The 16,664-nt window shown below is 58.9% G+C and carries 12 protein-coding genes and 2 pseudogenes; 9 read left to right on the forward strand and 5 right to left on the reverse strand.

From position 1 onward, the window contains the following. The 3 genes and pseudogenes from NKH17_RS32325 to NKH17_RS32335 form a co-directional block, all read left to right on the forward strand. Positions 1-113 (forward strand): annotated as a pseudogene (locus NKH17_RS32325) (cobalamin-binding protein); the annotation flags it as partial. A 168-nt stretch (positions 114-281) separates the two neighbouring features. Continuing rightward, positions 282-1,223, forward strand: coding sequence for a GlxA family transcriptional regulator (locus tag NKH17_RS32330; protein WP_352973434.1), 942 nt, complete (start codon positions 282-284; stop codon positions 1,221-1,223). A gap of 567 nt (positions 1,224-1,790) precedes the next feature. Beyond that, positions 1,791-2,990: an IS256 family transposase gene (locus NKH17_RS32335; protein ID WP_352973435.1), complete on the forward strand. Its 1,200-nt coding sequence runs from the start codon at positions 1,791-1,793 to the stop codon at positions 2,988-2,990. A gap of 178 nt (positions 2,991-3,168) precedes the next feature. Here the strand turns inward: NKH17_RS32335 and NKH17_RS32340 are convergent, their stop codons facing one another. From NKH17_RS32340 to NKH17_RS32350, 3 genes are all read right to left on the reverse strand, one after another. Beyond that, entirely contained in the window at positions 3,169-4,218 is a 1,050-nt protein-coding gene (locus NKH17_RS32340; protein ID WP_352973436.1) for a GlxA family transcriptional regulator, read from the reverse strand. Further along, positions 4,215-5,258 (reverse strand): mandelate racemase/muconate lactonizing enzyme family protein, encoded by a 1,044-nt coding sequence (locus tag NKH17_RS32345; RefSeq protein WP_352973437.1) that lies wholly within the window; start codon positions 5,256-5,258, stop codon positions 4,215-4,217. The genes NKH17_RS32340 and NKH17_RS32345 overlap by 4 nt, the downstream gene beginning before the upstream one ends. Before the next feature lie 71 nt (positions 5,259-5,329). After that, the gene (locus NKH17_RS32350; protein WP_352973438.1) at positions 5,330-6,883 is read right to left on the reverse strand and encodes a trimethylamine methyltransferase family protein; all 1,554 of its coding nucleotides are present in this window, start codon (positions 6,881-6,883) and stop codon (positions 5,330-5,332) included. A gap of 827 nt (positions 6,884-7,710) precedes the next feature. On the opposite strand from NKH17_RS32350, the gene NKH17_RS32355 reads away from it, so the two are divergent. The 4 genes from NKH17_RS32355 (at position 7,711) to NKH17_RS32370 (ending at position 11,464) form a co-directional block, all read left to right on the forward strand. Next, entirely contained in the window at positions 7,711-8,415 is a 705-nt protein-coding gene (locus NKH17_RS32355; protein ID WP_352973439.1) for an SDR family NAD(P)-dependent oxidoreductase, read from the forward strand. After that, entirely contained in the window at positions 8,412-9,143 is a 732-nt protein-coding gene (locus NKH17_RS32360) for an SDR family NAD(P)-dependent oxidoreductase (RefSeq protein ID WP_352973440.1), read from the forward strand. Before NKH17_RS32355 ends, NKH17_RS32360 begins: the two co-directional genes overlap by 4 nt. Before the next feature lie 70 nt (positions 9,144-9,213). After that, the gene (locus NKH17_RS32365) at positions 9,214-10,338 is read left to right on the forward strand and encodes an alcohol dehydrogenase family protein (protein ID WP_352973441.1); all 1,125 of its coding nucleotides are present in this window, start codon (positions 9,214-9,216) and stop codon (positions 10,336-10,338) included. A 10-nt stretch (positions 10,339-10,348) separates the two neighbouring features. After that, positions 10,349-11,464, forward strand: a complete 1,116-nt coding sequence (locus tag NKH17_RS32370; protein ID WP_352973442.1) for a mandelate racemase/muconate lactonizing enzyme family protein — start codon at positions 10,349-10,351, stop codon at positions 11,462-11,464. 124 nt (positions 11,465-11,588) lie between these two features. Here the strand turns inward: NKH17_RS32370 and NKH17_RS32375 are convergent, their stop codons facing one another. After that, entirely contained in the window at positions 11,589-13,325 is a 1,737-nt protein-coding gene (locus NKH17_RS32375) for a flavin-containing monooxygenase (protein ID WP_352973443.1), read from the reverse strand. A 288-nt stretch (positions 13,326-13,613) separates the two neighbouring features. Here NKH17_RS32375 and proX point away from each other — a divergent pair, with 288 nt between their 5' ends. After that, complete coding sequence (gene proX, locus NKH17_RS32380; RefSeq protein ID WP_352973444.1) at positions 13,614-14,588, forward strand: glycine betaine/L-proline ABC transporter substrate-binding protein ProX; 975 nt, start codon at positions 13,614-13,616, stop codon at positions 14,586-14,588. A 46-nt stretch (positions 14,589-14,634) separates the two neighbouring features. Then, complete coding sequence (locus NKH17_RS32385; RefSeq protein ID WP_352973445.1) at positions 14,635-15,384, forward strand: SDR family NAD(P)-dependent oxidoreductase; 750 nt, start codon at positions 14,635-14,637, stop codon at positions 15,382-15,384. A 199-nt stretch (positions 15,385-15,583) separates the two neighbouring features. On the opposite strand, the pseudogene NKH17_RS32390 reads toward NKH17_RS32385, so the two are convergent. Next, positions 15,584-16,534, reverse strand: a pseudogene (locus tag NKH17_RS32390) (IS630 family transposase). Positions 16,535-16,664: the final 130 nt, after the last annotated feature.

Below are 16,664 nucleotides of genomic sequence, written 5' to 3' on the forward strand. Positions count from 1 at the left end.
CGCTGAATGAGGAATTCGGCAAGGCCGTCGGTGCCGACGCCTATTGCCGCGACGCAGCCGTGGCGGTCGAGACCGCCAAGGACTTCATGAAGCGCAGGCATAATAGGGCCTGAGGTTGCGTTGCGGCCTTGTGCGATGCCCTGCGCTGCCTTGCTTTTGATCGCTATCAAGAAGGACCTGTGATCTTAATGAATGCGCCATTTTCAGCGGGAGACCTTTCGCGCATTGGGGGATGGAACGCCAGCCGGCCGCAGATCGAAAGTCGCGACGAAGCATACCATGTGACCATTCTTGCGCTTCCGGGTTTTTCCCAGCTCGGCCTGTCTTCCTTCGTCGATCCGCTTCGGCTGGCAAATTCGGTTGCCGACCAAAGGGTTTTCGAATGGACGATCGTCAGTCCTGACGGCAAGCCGGTTGAATGCGCCAGCGGGTTCAGCCTCGCGGTCGCCGGCGACTTTGCCGGAATCGCGGAGAGCATCCAGGCCTGCAAGGGCCCGAGTATGGTCATCGTCTGCGCCTGCGAGCGGGTCGAGAAGCAGACATCGAGTTCCTTGAGCAGGATTCTTCGCCTCTGCAAGCGATTTGGCACTCCGCTTGCAGCGCTGGGCACCGCGACATGGTTGCTGGCCGAATGCGGGGTGCTTGAGGACAGCGCCTGCACAATTCATTGGAACAAGCGGGCGGCACTTACCGAGACATTTGCACACCTCCTGGTGACTGACCGGCTGTTTGTGCGCGATGCGCAACTGGCCACTTGCGCTGGCGAGTTTGCCTCCTTCGATCTGGTGATGGACCTTATCAGTGAGCATCTCGGCAACGAGGTTGCGCTGGCTGTCTGCAGACATACGACGGCCGGGCACTGGCGCTCGGCGTCCGACAGGCAATGGACGATCACCGGGAGCGAAATGGTGACCTCAAAGGCGCTTGCCGATATCATCCGCATCATGGAACAGCATGTTGAAGATCCGCTTCCCCTGCACGACATTGCCAGATGCGTCGGCCGCTCGCGACGTCAGATCGAGCGGCTTTTTGAGCGCTGCGTTTCCTCCTCTCCCATGCGCTACTACATGACTTTGAGGCTTGCCCGCGCGAAGCGTCTGGTCCAGCAGACTGATCTGCCGATCGTCGAGGTTGCAATCGCCTGCGGCTTCACGTCGGCCTCGCATTTTTCCAAATGCTTCCGCCAGGTGTACGGATGCAATCCAACAGCCTGCCGGGGCTGATGCTATCATTGCGCCCCAGGGTCCGAGAACCCCGCGCAGGAGCAAAGCAAGCGCATCCGTGGCACAGCGAGCACTGCGGCCGAAAGCAGGCGTGCGGCGACGCGCGATTGGTCAAGGCCTTCACTAGAGCTAGACTGCTCGTCGACAAGTCGAGATGTGACGGCGGTACTTTGCAGACATGCTCATTGTGGAAACACGTAGCGGTCCGGCATCTTGATTGCCGGCGACAAACGTTCATAAGTGATCTGAATTACGGACCGCCTTGCAGGAAGGCGGGCTCGAAGATCCTCAACCCGGTTAAACGCGGTGCTCCATGGGAAAGCTCAACAGGGGACTGCCACAGACGATACAGTGAAACTGCTCACCTGCGCGGTCACCCAGAAGTTCACCCAGCGCAAATGCGCAGTCTGAAGTGCCTGGGAGCGTTACAACGAGAAATTCGTGGGATAGTGTCCTGAAGGTTCTGCAAAAAGTTTTGGAGAGAGAACGGTCGTCGCGCTGAGGCGAAAGCGGCCATGGCACGCTGGTGACGTTGCAATCACCGATTCCCGTGGAAGGGGAAGTGCCATGACCAATCGAGAAGCTAGACTGAGCAGGGGTGAGTTGAAAGCGTTGCTGTTCTCGGATGAGGACGGGTTTCGCAAGGCGTTGCAGCTTGTCGTGCAGGAGGCTCTGGAGGCCGAGATGACGGAGGCGATCGGGGCCGGGAAAGGTGAGCGGACGACAGAGCGGATTGGCTATCGGTCCGGCTATTACGAGCGCAAGCTGGTGACGCGGGTTGGGGTTCTGGAGCTGCGGGTCCCGCAGGATCGGGCGGGCCGGTTCTCGACGGAGTTGTTCGAGCGCTACCAGCGTTCGGAGAAGGCGTTGGTGTCGGCGCTGGTCGAGATGTATGTGCAGGGCGTTTCGACCCGCAAGGTGAAAGCGGTGACGGAGGAATTGTGCGGCCACGCTTTCTCGGCCTCGACGGTGAGCGAGGCGATGGTGCGGCTGGATGAGGCGCTGAAGGCGTTCTTTGAGCAGCGGCTCACGGAAAGCTATCCGTATCTCATTTTGGACGCGCGCTACGAGCGGGCTCGCGAGGCGGGCGTGATCGCCAGCCAGGCGGTGCTGGTGGCGATCGGCGTGGATTGGGAGGGCCGGCGCCAGGTTCTGGGCGTTGAGCTGGCCAACCGGGAGAGCCATTCGAGTTGGCGCGAGTTCGTGACAGGGCTCAAGAATCGCGGGCTCGCCGGCGTCGAGTTCGTCGTCTCCGACGACCATCCGGGGCTCAGGGCGGCAATCCGCGAAATGCTGCCCGAAGCGGTCTGGCAGCGCTGCTACGTGCACTTCCTCAGAAACGCGCTCGACTACGTGCCGCGCAAGGTCGACGACGACTGCCTGATGGAGCTCAGATGGTTCTACGACCGCCGCGACCTTGCCGAGGTCAAGCGCGACCTGGCGCAGTGGATCGCCAAATGGCAGGCCAAATATCCGAAGCTGGTCACCTGGGTGGAGGACAACATCGAGGAGACGCTGAGCTTCTATCGGCTGCCGCTTGCCCATCATAAGCACATGAAATCGACCAACATGCTGGAGCGGCTGAACCAGGAGATCAAACGGCGCACCCTGGTCGTGCGCATCTTCCCCAACCCGCAGAGTTGCCTGCGGCTGGTTCGGGCGCTGGCGGTGGAGATCCACGAGAACTGGCTCGAGGCGACCCGCTATCTCAACATGGATCATCTGCGTGAGCACAAGAAGGAGAGCCTGAGGGCATTGGCCGCCTGAGCACCGTCATGTGTCCGCCGCTCCGCTAAACACGGGAGCTGCGCGGCGGACACGCCGACGTCACAGCTACCGCCACGCCATTTTTGCAGAACTTGACGCACACAACTATTCGTGGAGTATTTGACCACTGATATTTTCCTAGTCAAAGGGAACGGGCCCATAAGGCCACGGAAGTCGATTACCCGAGGCCCGGCCCAACCCAAGCGGGCACCATGGTGCGGCATTGCTGGGGTGAAAATCCGTTGAAGGTTCTGAAGCACTTTGCAAAATGCGAGGGCGACACGAAACCGCAAGCGGTGGCTATATCGATGATTGGCATTCGCGTGCCTTCTATCAGCCGCTTTGCGTGGTCGGTCCTGATACGGAGATAGTGCCGCAGGGGCGGCTGGCCGACGTGCAACGCGAACAAGCGCTCCAGCTGGCGACGCGATACCCCGGCCCTTTGGGCAATTTTGTTCATCGCAAGGGGAGTCTCAACATTCTCTTCCATGATCCGCATTGCCATCAGAAGCTTGTCGCTGACGCCAGCGAAGGCGAGACCGGAAGGGCCTGTCTGGCGGTTCGAACCTGAGCGTTGACCTTCAACGATCGCGTGTCGGCAAACCTCTTGAGCAATGTAGTCACCGACATGGCTTCCTATCAGATCGACTGCGAGATCGAACGCCGCCAACTCGCCAGCGCAGGTCGAGTACTGGCCGTCTTTGACGAACAGGGATTCGCTGATTCTCGGCTTATTGAATACCTCCGAAAAGGCGGCGAGTCGCGACCAGTGGATCGTGCAGCGTTTGCCTGAAAGGAGGCCGGTTTGCGCAAGCACCCATGTTGCGGTGCCGACTGCTGAAATCGCGATCCCGCGGCGGGCGATCACCCGCAGGAATCCGCTGAGTTGCGGCGCAAGTTGTCGCTCTACGGGTTCGCCTGCAAAGACCGCAAGCTGGCCAAGTTTACGATCATTCGGGTCGGAGACCAGCTTGTCTACGGTGACCTCGACAGGAATTGCGAGGCCATTCGCGCCCGCCACCGGTTGCGCGTCCAAGGCGGCGATTCGCCAGCGAAACAGCGGCAGTCGCGATACATTGTTGGCTATACGAAACGGTTCCAAGTAAGCATGGAGCGCAAGGTGCGAAAATCCTGGCAGCACAAGAGCTACAAGTTCAAACGGCCGGCCGGCCGAAATCTCTGGCGCGGCGAGTGACCTCATGGCGCTGATGTTGGCGGGTGCGTTCATCCGTACGTGGCCACCGGCTGGCCGAACATGCCGGGCTCTGGTTTCACGCCGAGGCCAGGCCGTTGCGGCACGGCAATGTGACCGTTTTCGATGACGATCGGGTGCTTCGCGTCGAAATGGCCCTTGATGTATTCCTGGGCGATCCAGGCGCCCTCCATGCGTCGCGGCTCCACGGTTGCGGCAAGATGCACGCAGGCCGCGGCGATGATGTCGCCGCCCCAGGCGTCGTCGCAAGTGTGCGGAAGGGATCGGATCGCACACATGTCTCGCACGGTGGTCATCTTCGTGAGGCCCCCAAGACGCGTGACTTTCAACCCAAACCCGTCGGCGGTCCCTGCGGAAATCGCGCGAAGGACGGCATTCAAATCTTCCGTGTTTTCATCGAGATAGACCGGGTGCGTCACGCGACCCTTGAGCGTGGCGACCTCCTCCATCGTGTTGCAGGGCTGCTCGAACACGAACGGGATAGCCTGGCAGAGCCTGTCGAGATGGATCGCGGACGCCACTGTCAGCCCCCGGTTGCCGTCGACCGCGATGCGTGCCTTGTAGCCGATAGCTTCCCAGACCTTGTGGAGGGTGGCGACGTCCTCTTCGAGGTTGCGCCCGGCGATCTTGATCTGCAGACGCGGATAGCCTGCCTTGACTTTGTCGGCGGCAATCCTGGCGGTTTCGTCCGGCGGGCCGACGATCAGCGAATAGTAGGACGGGACGCGGTCCGTAACCGCCCCACCCAGTAGCGTTGAGACAGGCACGGCGAGCTTCTGGCCGAGAAGGTCGAGGAAGGCCATGTCGAGGGCGGCCTTGGCATAACCGTGTCCATTCAGACGCTCGTCCATCCGCTTCGTCAGAAGCCTGATGGAGGCCACCTCCAAACCGATCATGCCCGGCGCGATTTCAGCGACCGCGGCGCGGGCACCGAGCGCATGGTGCGGCTGGTAGACCGGCCCGACCGGACAGGTCTCTCCCCAACCCACAAGGCCCTCATTCGTCACGATCTCCACCAGGGTGCTGTCGAGCGACTGGACGTCGGTGCTCGCCATCCGGTAGATGCCCCCCCTCACCGGCAATGGGGTCGTGTATACGTTGATTGTCTTTATGCGCATCGCTGAACTCAATATTCGTCGTTGAGGGCTTCAACCGCGGGAATCTCGCGCGAGCGGCGACTGATGTATTCCCGCAGTTCTTCATCCTTGGCCTGGTCCAGCTTCGGCTCCTGATATTCTCCCAAGAGATGCCTGGCGTGTTCGAGGGCCCGCTGTTTTATGTCCTTCGAGCCGTCGACTTTCCACTGCTCAATCGAATTGTTGTCGAAGAGCTTTGGGATGAAGAATGCGCGCTCAAAATTGGCCTGGGTGTGCGGGTGGCCGAGGTAGTGGCCGCCAGGGCCAACATCACGAATGGCCGCCAGAGCTTCGTCGAAATCGTCCCACTGAATGCCCTTGGTCATGCGGTAGCCCATGTCGCACACCTCCGCGTCGACGACAAATTTGGCAATCGAGCAATGCATGCCGGCTTCGTTCCAGCCCGCCGAATGCCAGATGTAGTTTGCCCCGGACATCAGCACGGCCATCATGGTCATCGCGCTCTCATAGCCAGCCTGAGCGTCGAAGATTTTCGCGCCGCCCAGCAAGTTGGAGGTGCGCCAGGGGATGTTGTAGCGACGAGCCATCTGACCGATCATGAAGTTCATCAATGATATCTCGGGCGTTCCCGCCATCGGGGCGCCAGACTGCATCGAGACCGTCGAGAGATAATGCCCATAAATCGCCGGGCAGCCTTTGCGCACTACCTGCGTATAAGCGAGCGCGGAAAGCGCTTCGGCATTGAGCTGCGCAACGGCCGCCGCGGTAGAGGCTGGCGTGTTTGCGCCGCCGAGCACGAAGGGCGAGCACAAGACCGGCTGGTTGCGTCGGCAGAAGGCGCGCATGGCGCCAAGCATGACCTGGTCCCACACAAGCGGCGAATTGCCATTGCAATTGCCGGTCGTGACGGCGTGATTCTCGAGGAATCCCTTGCCGAACAGGATCTCGCACATGTCGAGCACATCCTCGGCATTCTTGGGCGAGGTCGTCATGCCCATGAAGATCTTGTCGGAATGCTTCATCGACGAATAGGTGATATGCAGGTGCCGATGCGCGACGACGAGGTCCATCGGCTCGACGATGTGATGCGCCGATGAATGCAGCGCCGGCATCATGTGGGCCAGCTTATGGAAGGTGCCGAGGTCCGCGATTGTCGGGCCTCGTCTGACGTCATCGAGGTCGCGCATGTAGGGCGCGCCGGTCATCGGCACGAAGATTGACTTCGATCCGCCGAGCTCGACATTCTTCGCAGGATCGCGGGCAAAATATTCGACCTTGGAAGGAATGGTCTTGATCAGCTCCATGACCAGGCCGCGGTCGAGGTGAACGCGGTCGTCGGCGCGCACGTCGGCTCCGGCGCGCTTCCAGTCCTCGATCGCGATCGGATCTCGGAAAACGACGCCAACTTCTTCCAGGATCGCCAGAGACGCTTCGTGAATGCGCTCGACCTGCTCGGCGTCCATGGGTTCGACCACCGGCAGACCCCGCTTGAGCGTTGGCAGCATTTCAAAGTTCGGCGCGGTGCGAATTGTTCGCCGCGCTTCCCGCCCTCCCCTGCGAGACGTTTGCACTTGAGCGGTCATAACGGCCTCCAAAACAGTCTATCTGGCCCCTATGAGCCGACCGGTACTATTGCCGAACCGCAATGATATGACCTACTGCAAAAGTCTCACGCGCCTGTTGACTAAACTGACACACGATCCGCGCACATCTTCCCCTCGCGGCTTTGCAACGCCTTTTTTCGCAAAAAGGAGTCATTCGCGCCACGATCATCACTCTGTCACTGCCCTATCATCGAACCGATCCGTGCCCGCGCTGCCGTCGGCTCCACTGCGAAAAAGTAGCTTGGCGCTTGACTTTATTTCGAGTTCGCCAATGTCGAGTTTTCGATAGCTTGGTGCCGTCGTTCGGCAGCGGCGGGATCGTCCTTGTTCATGGTCAGCATACGACTAAGAAATCAAACGCAAAGCGCCTGCAAGTGGGCAGCCGCCGCGGCTTGCCTCAAGGCGTGCAGCATAGGTCCCGCTTTCCAGGTTTTTGGGGAATTATGAATGAGAAGTCGTCCGATCACCCGGCGTGCTGGAGATACTCTTCATGAGATGAACCGGGCCTTGCTCTTCGCGTCAGGCACGCCAATCAAAACGATCTCGGTCCGCTACTGTTTTTATGGCCCGCGTTGGCATGTCCACCGGGCAGTGCGACTGATTGACGGATCCATCTTTGCCAATTCAGCGCTCAATCAAAGTCGCTACCAAAATGGCGATGACATGGGGGTTTCACTTCAAGTTTGATTTTTCGAGGCCCGCCGAGGGCATTTTTTTTCGGCAACTCGCCAAGTAGCAAGCGATCGACCCTCAACTGAAATCGAGCAGGAAAGAACATGAGTTGTTTAGTAGGAAAAGCAGCCCTGGTGACAGGTGCCGCCGGCGGCATCGGAGCGGCGATCGTCAGGCAGCTGCGGGCACAAGGCGCCAGGGTCGCCGTCGCGGATCGCGACGTGGCATGCCTTGACGCGGAGGCGCATCTGCCGGGCGACCTACTCGACGCAAGCTATGCGGACGGTTTATCCGCAGCCGCATTTGCGGCGCTGGGTGGCCTGGACATCGTGGTCAACAACGCGGGCGTCATCACGCGAGGCACGGTGACCAGCACAACAGATGCCGACTGGGCTTTGTCACTCGGCGTGAATGTGGAAGCGCCTTTTCGTGTATGCCGGGGCGCCATTCCGATCATGGCGGATCGGGGCGCAGGTGCGATCGTCAACGTGTCGTCATGCTGGGGCGTTCGCCCAGGGCCGAACCACGCCATATACTGCATGACGAAAGCTGCCATCGCTTCATTGACCCAGTGCATGGGTATGGACCACGCACATCAGAACATTCGGGTCAATGCCGTGTGCCCCAACGAGGTCAACACACCTATGCTACGAACAGGGTTTATCAAGCGCGGCTTCGACCCCGAAACGGCGGTTGCCGAGCTTGGAAAGACGGTTCCGCTTGGCCGGATTGCGGAGCCCGAGGATATTGCCGAGGTGGTCCTATTTCTCGTCTCTGACGCCGCCCGCTACATGTGCGGTTCGCTTGTCGAGGTTAATGGTGGAAAGTCGGTGGGATGAGCTTTGCAGGAAAAGTTGCACTCGTGACAGGCGGTCGGACAGGCATCGGCCTGGCCATTGCACGGCGCTTGAGGGATGAAGGGGCGCGGGTATTTACCGCACAACGGGGCGAGGACCAGGAGTTCGAAGGGATCGTCGTTGATTTCGCCGATCCATCAGCCGCGTCGCACACAGTGCAGTCGGTTGCGCGCCATGCCGGACGGATCGACGTTCTGATCAACAACGCCGGCATCATGCAGGAAGCCCTTGTTGAGGAAATGAGCCTTGAGGACTGGCAGCGGACGATATCGGTAAACCTGACAGCACCGTTCGTCATGATCAAGGAAGCACTTCCCCATTTGCGAGCGGTCGGGGGGACGATTGTCAACATAGGCTCGATCGAGGGGCTCGGCTCCAATCCGAGACATGCTGCCTATTGCGCTTCCAAGGCTGGAATTCACGGTCTGACGCGCGCGGTGGCCGTCGATCACAGCGGCGAAGGCGTCCGATGCAATGCCGTTGCGCCAGGGTGGATCGATACCGACCTGAATCTTGAGTTCATCGAGAGCTTGCCAGATCCGGCAGGCTTTCGCCAAGGTGTTGGCAAAATTCATCCTGTAGGACGCACCGGAAGGCCCGAAGAGGTCGCGAGTCTGGTGGCTTGGTTGGCATCGCCTGAATCGTCGTTCGTGACAGGTCAGGTTTGGACCATCGACGGGGGTCGGATGGCGAAGCTTAGCCTTCCTTAATGACTAGCGAGAGGCGCGTTGGCACCCCAGCCGCCGTCCTGCGGATTTTTATCCCTGAAGGATCACAAGCATGAACAGAAGGGCAGCGAAATTGTCTCCAACAACCAGCATTCCAACGACTATGTCAGGGGTGGTCCTGACCGGACATGGCGGCTTCGAAAAGCTGCAATTCAAGACAGACCTCCCGGTGCCTCGACCAGGACCTGGCGAAGTTCTCATAAAAGTTGCTGCGGCAGCGATCAACAACACCGACATCAATACCCGAATCGGCTGGTATTCCAAGGCAGTGAGGAGCGGCACTTCCGAAGGCGGCTACACCGGATTTGACTCCTCTCACGATGATGACGCGAGTTGGACAGGGACGGCCGTGTCATTCCCTCGCATTCAAGGCGCGGATTGCTGTGGTTGCATCGTGGCTGTTGGAGAGGGGGTCAATGATGGACGCATCGGCGAACGGGTCATCGTGCGGAATTTACTCCGCACCTATGTGGACCATCGACCTTGGGAATGCTGGACATTCGGGTCCGAATGCGACGGCGCATTCGCGCAATATGCGAAAGCGCCATCGCGAGAGACATTCAAGGTCAAATGCGACTGGAGCGACGTCGAATTGGCTTCGGTGCCTTGCGCCTATTCGACCGCTGAAGGCATGTTGCATCGGGCAGACGTGAGGGCCGGCGAGACCGTGCTTATCACCGGCGCATCCGGCGGCGTCGGGTCGGCAGCGGTCCAATTGGCAAAGCGGCGCGGTGCCACTGTCATCGCGGTTGCGGGCGTAGCCAAGGCTGCTCAGGTACGCGATGTCGGTGCCGATCGCGTGGTGCCACGTGGGGAGAACCTGGTCAATGTGATAGGTAAAGATACCATTGATGTTATCATCGACGTCGCGGCTGGCCCGCAGTTTGCACAGCTACTGGACGTGCTGAGGCGTGGAGGACGTTATGCCGTCGCTGGCGCAATTGCCGGACCGATCGTCGAGCTCGATGTCCGCACTCTTTATCTCAAAGACCTGACTTTCCTGGGCTGCACATTCCAAGAGGACGTGGTCTTCGAGAACCTCGTGTCTTACATCGAGGGCGGCGAAATACGGCCCCACATCGGCGAGACCTATCCCTTGAAAGACATAGTCCAGGCGCAGGAAGATTTCCTTTCCAAGAAAATCAGCGGCAAGCTGGTCCTGGTCATCCCAAAGTGAAGGCGAAAAAATGCAGGACCTCAAGATCCAGAAAATCGACGTTTTTCAGATCAACCTTCCCTATTCTGGCGGCGTTTACCTCCTTTCGGGTGGGCGAGAGTACCGCGGCTTCGATGCGACGATTGTGCGCATCACCACGAATACCGGTATAGAGGGATGGGGCGAAAGCACGCCCTGGGGATCGACCTATGTCGCGGCTCACGCCCTCGGTGTTCGCTCAGGAATCGCCGATATTGCGCCTAGTCTTCTTGGTCTCGACCCGCGCCGCGTTGACCGCATCAATGAGGCGATGGACTTCGCGCTGGTCGGTCACGAACATGCCAAGACAGCTCTTGATGTCGCGTGCTGGGACATTTTCGGAAAGTCCGTCGACATGCCAGTTTGCGAGCTGCTAGGCGGCCGCACGACCGCGCGCATGCCAATCATCTCGTCGATCTATATGGGTGATCCTGATGAGATGCGCAGCCGCGTCGCGGAACACCGAGCGAAGGGTTATACCGGGCACTCCGTGAAAATCGGTGACCATCCGGCGATTGACGCTGAGCGAATTGCAGCATCGATGGCCGACAAGAAGCCTGGCGAGTTCTTTCTCGTGGACGCTAACGGCGGTATGACGGTTGAGACGGCCCTGAGAATGTTGCGATTGCTGCCGCCAGGGCTGGATTTTGTACTGGAGGCGCCTTGTGCAACGTGGCGCGAGTGCGTTTCGCTGCGTCGCCGGACTGACATTCCGATCATCTTCGATGAGCTGGCGACGAACGACGCCTCAATCATCCAGATCATTGCCGATGATGCAGCAGATGGTATTGGCCTCAAAATTTCCAAGAATGGCGGTCTCACCAAAGGCCGCCGCCATCGGGACTTCTGCCTCGCAGCCGGCTACACCCTCAGCGTTCAAGACACCGTGGGATCGGATATCGCGTTCGCCGGCATAGTGCACCTTGGACAGACCGTTCCCGAAAAGAATCTCCGATGCGTTCTGGAATGTCGGGATATGGTGACCGTAAAGCTTGCAGACGGCGAGTTCGAGGTGACCGAAGGGCATATCATCGCACCTGGCTCGCCTGGATTAGGCATTACTCCGCGCCTAGATGTTCTGGGCGCTCCCATCGCCACCTACTCCTGATTGGCGCTCATGCCGGTTTCAAACACGGTGTGCCATGCCCAATATGGACATGAGGGGCCTCGATGCGGGGATCGCGGCGGAGGACTGCCCGGCACGGGTCAGCCTCCGCCTTTGACCGCGGAGCTCATGCGAGGAGGGCCTGGCGACTGTGCAGGGCTTTCGCCGGTGTCCCAATGCTGAAGCCTTTGTATCCGGAGGCAGCTACTTCCTCACAGATTTTTTGATAGGCAGGCACGCCACCGACGTAGGGCATGAACACAGCCGGTTTTCCCGGAATGTTGACGCCAAGATACCAAGACTTCGCTTGGGTATACAACGTTCCCTCGGCCGCCTGCCTGACCTGTTCCATCCAGGTTTCTTCGGCTGAGGTGGTGGCCTCGATATAATCGGCGTGGAGTTCGAGCAGATGGGCGATGCAATCAGCGATCCATTCAACATTGTCTTCAATGGCAACTATGACGTTGGTCAGAACCGAGGGGCTCCCGGGTCCTGTGACGATAAACAGGTTCGGGAAGCCGGAACTCATCAGTCCGAGAAACGTATTTGGTCCATCCCGCCATTTTTCCCGGAGGGTAAGCCCTTCCCGCCCGACAATGTCGATCTTGCTGAGCGCGCCTGTCATCGCGTCAAAACCCGTCGCCAGCACCAAACTGTCGAGCTTGTGGAAGTTGGAGCCTGCCGCTATCCCTTCTGGGGATATTTCGCGGATCGGGTTGGAGCGGATGTCGACCAGGGTGACGTTTTCGCGGTTGAAGGTCTCAAAATATTTGGTATCAGCGCATATGCGCTTGGCGCCGATGGGATGATCGATCGGCACCAGTAGCTCCGCTACGTCTGGATCTTCAATGACCCTGCGGATCTTTTCCCGGACGAATCCAGCAGCGGTTTCGTTGGCTTCGGCATTGCGCAGCAAATCCGAATATGCCGCCGTAAAGCTGGTGCCTCCTGCGGCCCATCGCCTCTCATATTCATTGAGCCGCTGTTCTGGAGATACAGCCAGTGCAGACGTGTCACCGAGCTCGCATAAGATGCCTGCCGGCATCGAGCGCGCCCTCTTGCGCCGCTCAGAATAATTCGTTTTCCAGGAGTTCTCATACTCAGGATCCATCCGCTTGTTTCGTGCCGGAATGCTGAAATTCGGCGTACGCTGAAACACATACAGATGGTTGGCCTGAGCTGCGAGCTCTGGGATCACCTGGATGCCCGAAGATCCGGTGCCGATGACCCCGACATTCTGGCCAGACAGACTGACGGGCTCATGGGGCCAGGTCCCCGTATGATAGATTTGGCCCTTGAAGGTATCGAGGCCAGGAATTTTTGGCGTCTGGGCAGCGGACAAACATCCCGTCGCCATAATGCACCACTTGGCTCGATAACGCGTTCCGACATCGGTCGAGAGCAGCCATCGGCAGTCTTCCTCCTGGAAGACCGCTCGTAGGACGCGAGTGTTGAACTTTATGTCACGCAGAAGATCGAACTTCTTCGCCACGTAGTTCGCATACGCCAGAATCTCCGGCTGCGACGCGTACCGCTCGCTCCAGTGCCACTCCTGCTGAAGCTCCTCGGAGAAGGAGTAGGAATACTGCATGCTTTCAACATCGCAGCGCGCTCCCGGATAGCGGTTCCAAAACCACGTTCCTCCGACTCCGTAGGCCGCCTCAAGCACGACAGCCGAAAGGCCCAAGCAGCGAGTCAGATGCAGCATGTACATGCCGGCAAACCCGGCGCCGACAATGACAACGTCACAGGACGTAGGCTCATCGTCGGCGCGACCTTTCAAAACCTCACTATGCTGCACGAGCCGCTTCCTTGCAAATTTGTCGCTGGGTAGTGTGTCTAGGCTGCCAAAAAAACCAGCCAAGTGCACTCTCCAAAAAACTCAACCGCCCGATTTGTTTTTTTCCGAACCGAGTTTCGGCAGGGGGTGCTAAAACCGCATCCAGGGAAGTGGCATTTCGGACCCAACCAATCGACTCCGGCTGAAACTGGCATTCCTAGTGTCCTTCAGCAAGACTTGAGAAGAGTCCGACGGACGCTTTTGCGCAGACCAGAAATATCAGCGGAGGCGATGTAGTTGGAGAGACAGCGCAAAGAGCCATTCGACCTTAGGGAACTCCACCATCAAACCAAACACATGGGAGTATAAATCATGAAGAAGTCGTTGTTCTGCTCCATACTCATGGGATCGGTCCTTTGTGCGCAGGCTGCCTTTGCGAGCGAGAAGGTAATTCCGGCCTGGGATGGCATCACGGAGAACCTGATGCAGACCTACATCGTCGATGAAGGCTTGCGGCAGCTCGGCTATGATGTGGCAGATCCCCTTCAGCTGCAGATTCAGCTGGCTTACGTTGCAATCGCGAAAGGAGATGCGACTTTCTTCGCCGCCTATGCAGAACCGATCCACGACCAATACCTGAAGGAAAACGGCGGAGAGGCCGTTCTTACTCGCCTCGGGCATGTTTCGGCGGATAATATACAGGGCTATTTGATCGACAAGAAGACCGCAGATGCCTCGGCTATCAAATATATCGAGGATTTGACGGATCCCGAGAAGGCAAAGTTGTTCGATATCGACGGCAATGGCAAAGCTGACCTTTACGGTTGCGAGCCGGGTTGGGGATGCGAAGTAATCATTGAGCACCACCTCGACGCGTATGGTCTGCGCGACACCGTTGAAGAGAAGCAGGGCGGCTATTTCGCGATCATCCCGGACGCAATCGAACGTATCAAAGAGGGAAAACCAACGCTATATTACACTTGGACGCCGCTTTGGGTGTCCAGCATTCTGCAGCCTGGGAAAGACGTTGTTTTTCTTGACGTGAAGAAGACCGACTTGCCCAACGGCCAGTCTGCCAGCACCATAATTCCCGGTCTGGGCAATCTTGGGTTTCCAATGATTCAGCAGCGCATCGTTGCGGCTACGAGCTTTGTCAAAGCTAACCCCACCGCCAAGAAGTTCTTTGAGCTTGTGGCGATTCCGATTGACGATCTGAACGCCGAAGACCTCAAGATCTTTAAGGGTGAGAGCTCGAACGATCAGATCAAGCAGGCTGCGTTGGACTGGATTTCCAAAAACAGGAAGACGTGGGACGGTTGGATTGCAGAAGCGAAGGCCGCCCACTAACTGCATGTGCGACGGCAACTCATAGATTTGCCAGGGGAGAATCCAATTGCTTGATAACAGCCTCAAAGATCAAGTCGTCATCTTGACGGGCGCTGCCGGTGGGATCGGCAGCGCAATCGCTCGGACTTTTCATCGTCTCGGGGCGCGCATGCTGCTGGCTGACTATGACGAACAAAGCGTAACCCGATTAGCCTCGTCTCTGGATGCGATGGGCGAGCGAGTGGTAGCAATCGGGTACGACGCGAGCGAACCATCCGATGCTGATGCTGTCGTATCGAGATGCATCGATCGGTTCGGCCATATTGACCACGTCGTTCCGGCAGCAGCCATCTTTGAGGATCAGCCGTTCGCCACAATGACAGATGAGCAGTGGCGACGGACGATGTCGATAAACCTGGATGGGGTGTTCTACATCTGTAGACGCTCCATCCCACATATCAAGCCGGGGGGCACTATTGTAACCATCGCTTCTTCTGCGGCGCATGAAGGCTGCTCGCCCGAGCACGTTCACTATGGGGCGTCGAAAGGCGGCGTCCTGGCGTTCACCAAGTCCCTGGCAAGGGAGCTTTCACCGAACATACGTGTAAACACGGTGTCTCCCGGGACCATAGACACTCCGATGGTGGCGGAACTCCTGCGGCGGAATGGAGACAAGTGGCTGTCCATTACGCCGGCCGGCCGCTTCGGTACCGGTGAAGAAGTAGGTGATGCAGTGGCGTTTCTCTGCAGCAGCGCTTCGAGCTACATCATGGGACAGACAATTCACGTAAACGGCGGGTCCTATATGGGCGGCTAGGGCTCGCCCCGCGGCGCACATGCCACAGGATGCACAAGATTGAACACGGAACCTGACCCCGATGCCGTCCCCCGTAGCGATGCAACTCGCACAAGGCTCGCAAGCTAATTTCGCCCCTGAAAAAAACAGCGCCAACGGACCCGCCGTTAGGGCCGACGTGTCGACATGTCGGCCCTAACTGCGGACCTTCTAGAGTCTTTCATGTTTTGACGGCAGCATATCCAGCGTTGTTGAAGTAGTTTGCGCATTCGTCTGGCTTGATGGTGCCGACGAGTGTGCCGAGATGGCGCCAAGTGTCTTCCACGGTGCGCTTCTGGGCGTGTCGCATCCAATGCTTGATCTTGGCGAAAGTCTGCTCGATCGGGTTGAGATCGGGCGAGTATGGCGGCAGGAACCAGAGCTTTGCGCCGGCGGCCCTGATCGCATGACGGATGGCTGCGGATTTATGACTGCCCAAATTGTCCATGATCACGATGTCGCCGGGCCGCAGGGTTGGGAGCAGTTGCTGACGCACATAAGCGCGGAAGCATTCACCGTTGATGGGGCCGTCGAAGACACATGGCGCGGTGAGTTTGTCGTAGCGCAACGCGCCCAGGAAGGTCAGGGTTCGCCAATGGCCGTGCGGGGCGAAGCGGCGCAGGCGCTGCCCCTTTGGCCCCCAGCCGCGAAGCGGGGCCATGTTGGTCTTGATCCACGTCTCGTCGATGAAGACCAGACGCGCCGGATCGAGGCGACCCTGCCAGACCTCCAGCGCCGGCGGCGACGGGCAATGTCGGCCCGGGCCTGCTCAAGAGCGAACAGCGTTTTTTTTGAAGCTCAGGCCCTCGCGCCTCAAGAACATCCAGACCGCATTGTGCGAGATCGTCACCCCGCGTGCGGCCAACTCGTCCTTCAGCCGATGCAGCGTCAAATCAGAGGTCTGGTTGATCCGCTCCACGATGAAGGCCCGATGCGGCTCCAGTACCCGCTTGCGGTGCCCGCCCATCTTGCCTGGCGCCACCGAGCCGGTGGCACGGTAACGCTGCGACCACTTCACCGCCGAGAAAACTGCAATACCAAAGCGCGACGCCACCGCACGGCAGCTCTCGCCGGCGCCAACCGTCTCAACAACACGCTTACGAAGATCGTTCGAAAGGGCTCGCGTCATCAGATGCTGGCCTCCGTCCAGCCAGCATCTTGAATCTGGAGGGTTCTGTGTGGTCGCGGGCGCGATGGTACGGGCTCGCACGGGTCGCGACTACATTGAAGCCTGATTGAACTGAACCGCGGGATGGCGGGCG

It is taken from the genome of Mesorhizobium sp. M1334 (assembly GCF_040317995.1).
Classification (GTDB): domain Bacteria; phylum Pseudomonadota; class Alphaproteobacteria; order Rhizobiales; family Rhizobiaceae; genus Mesorhizobium.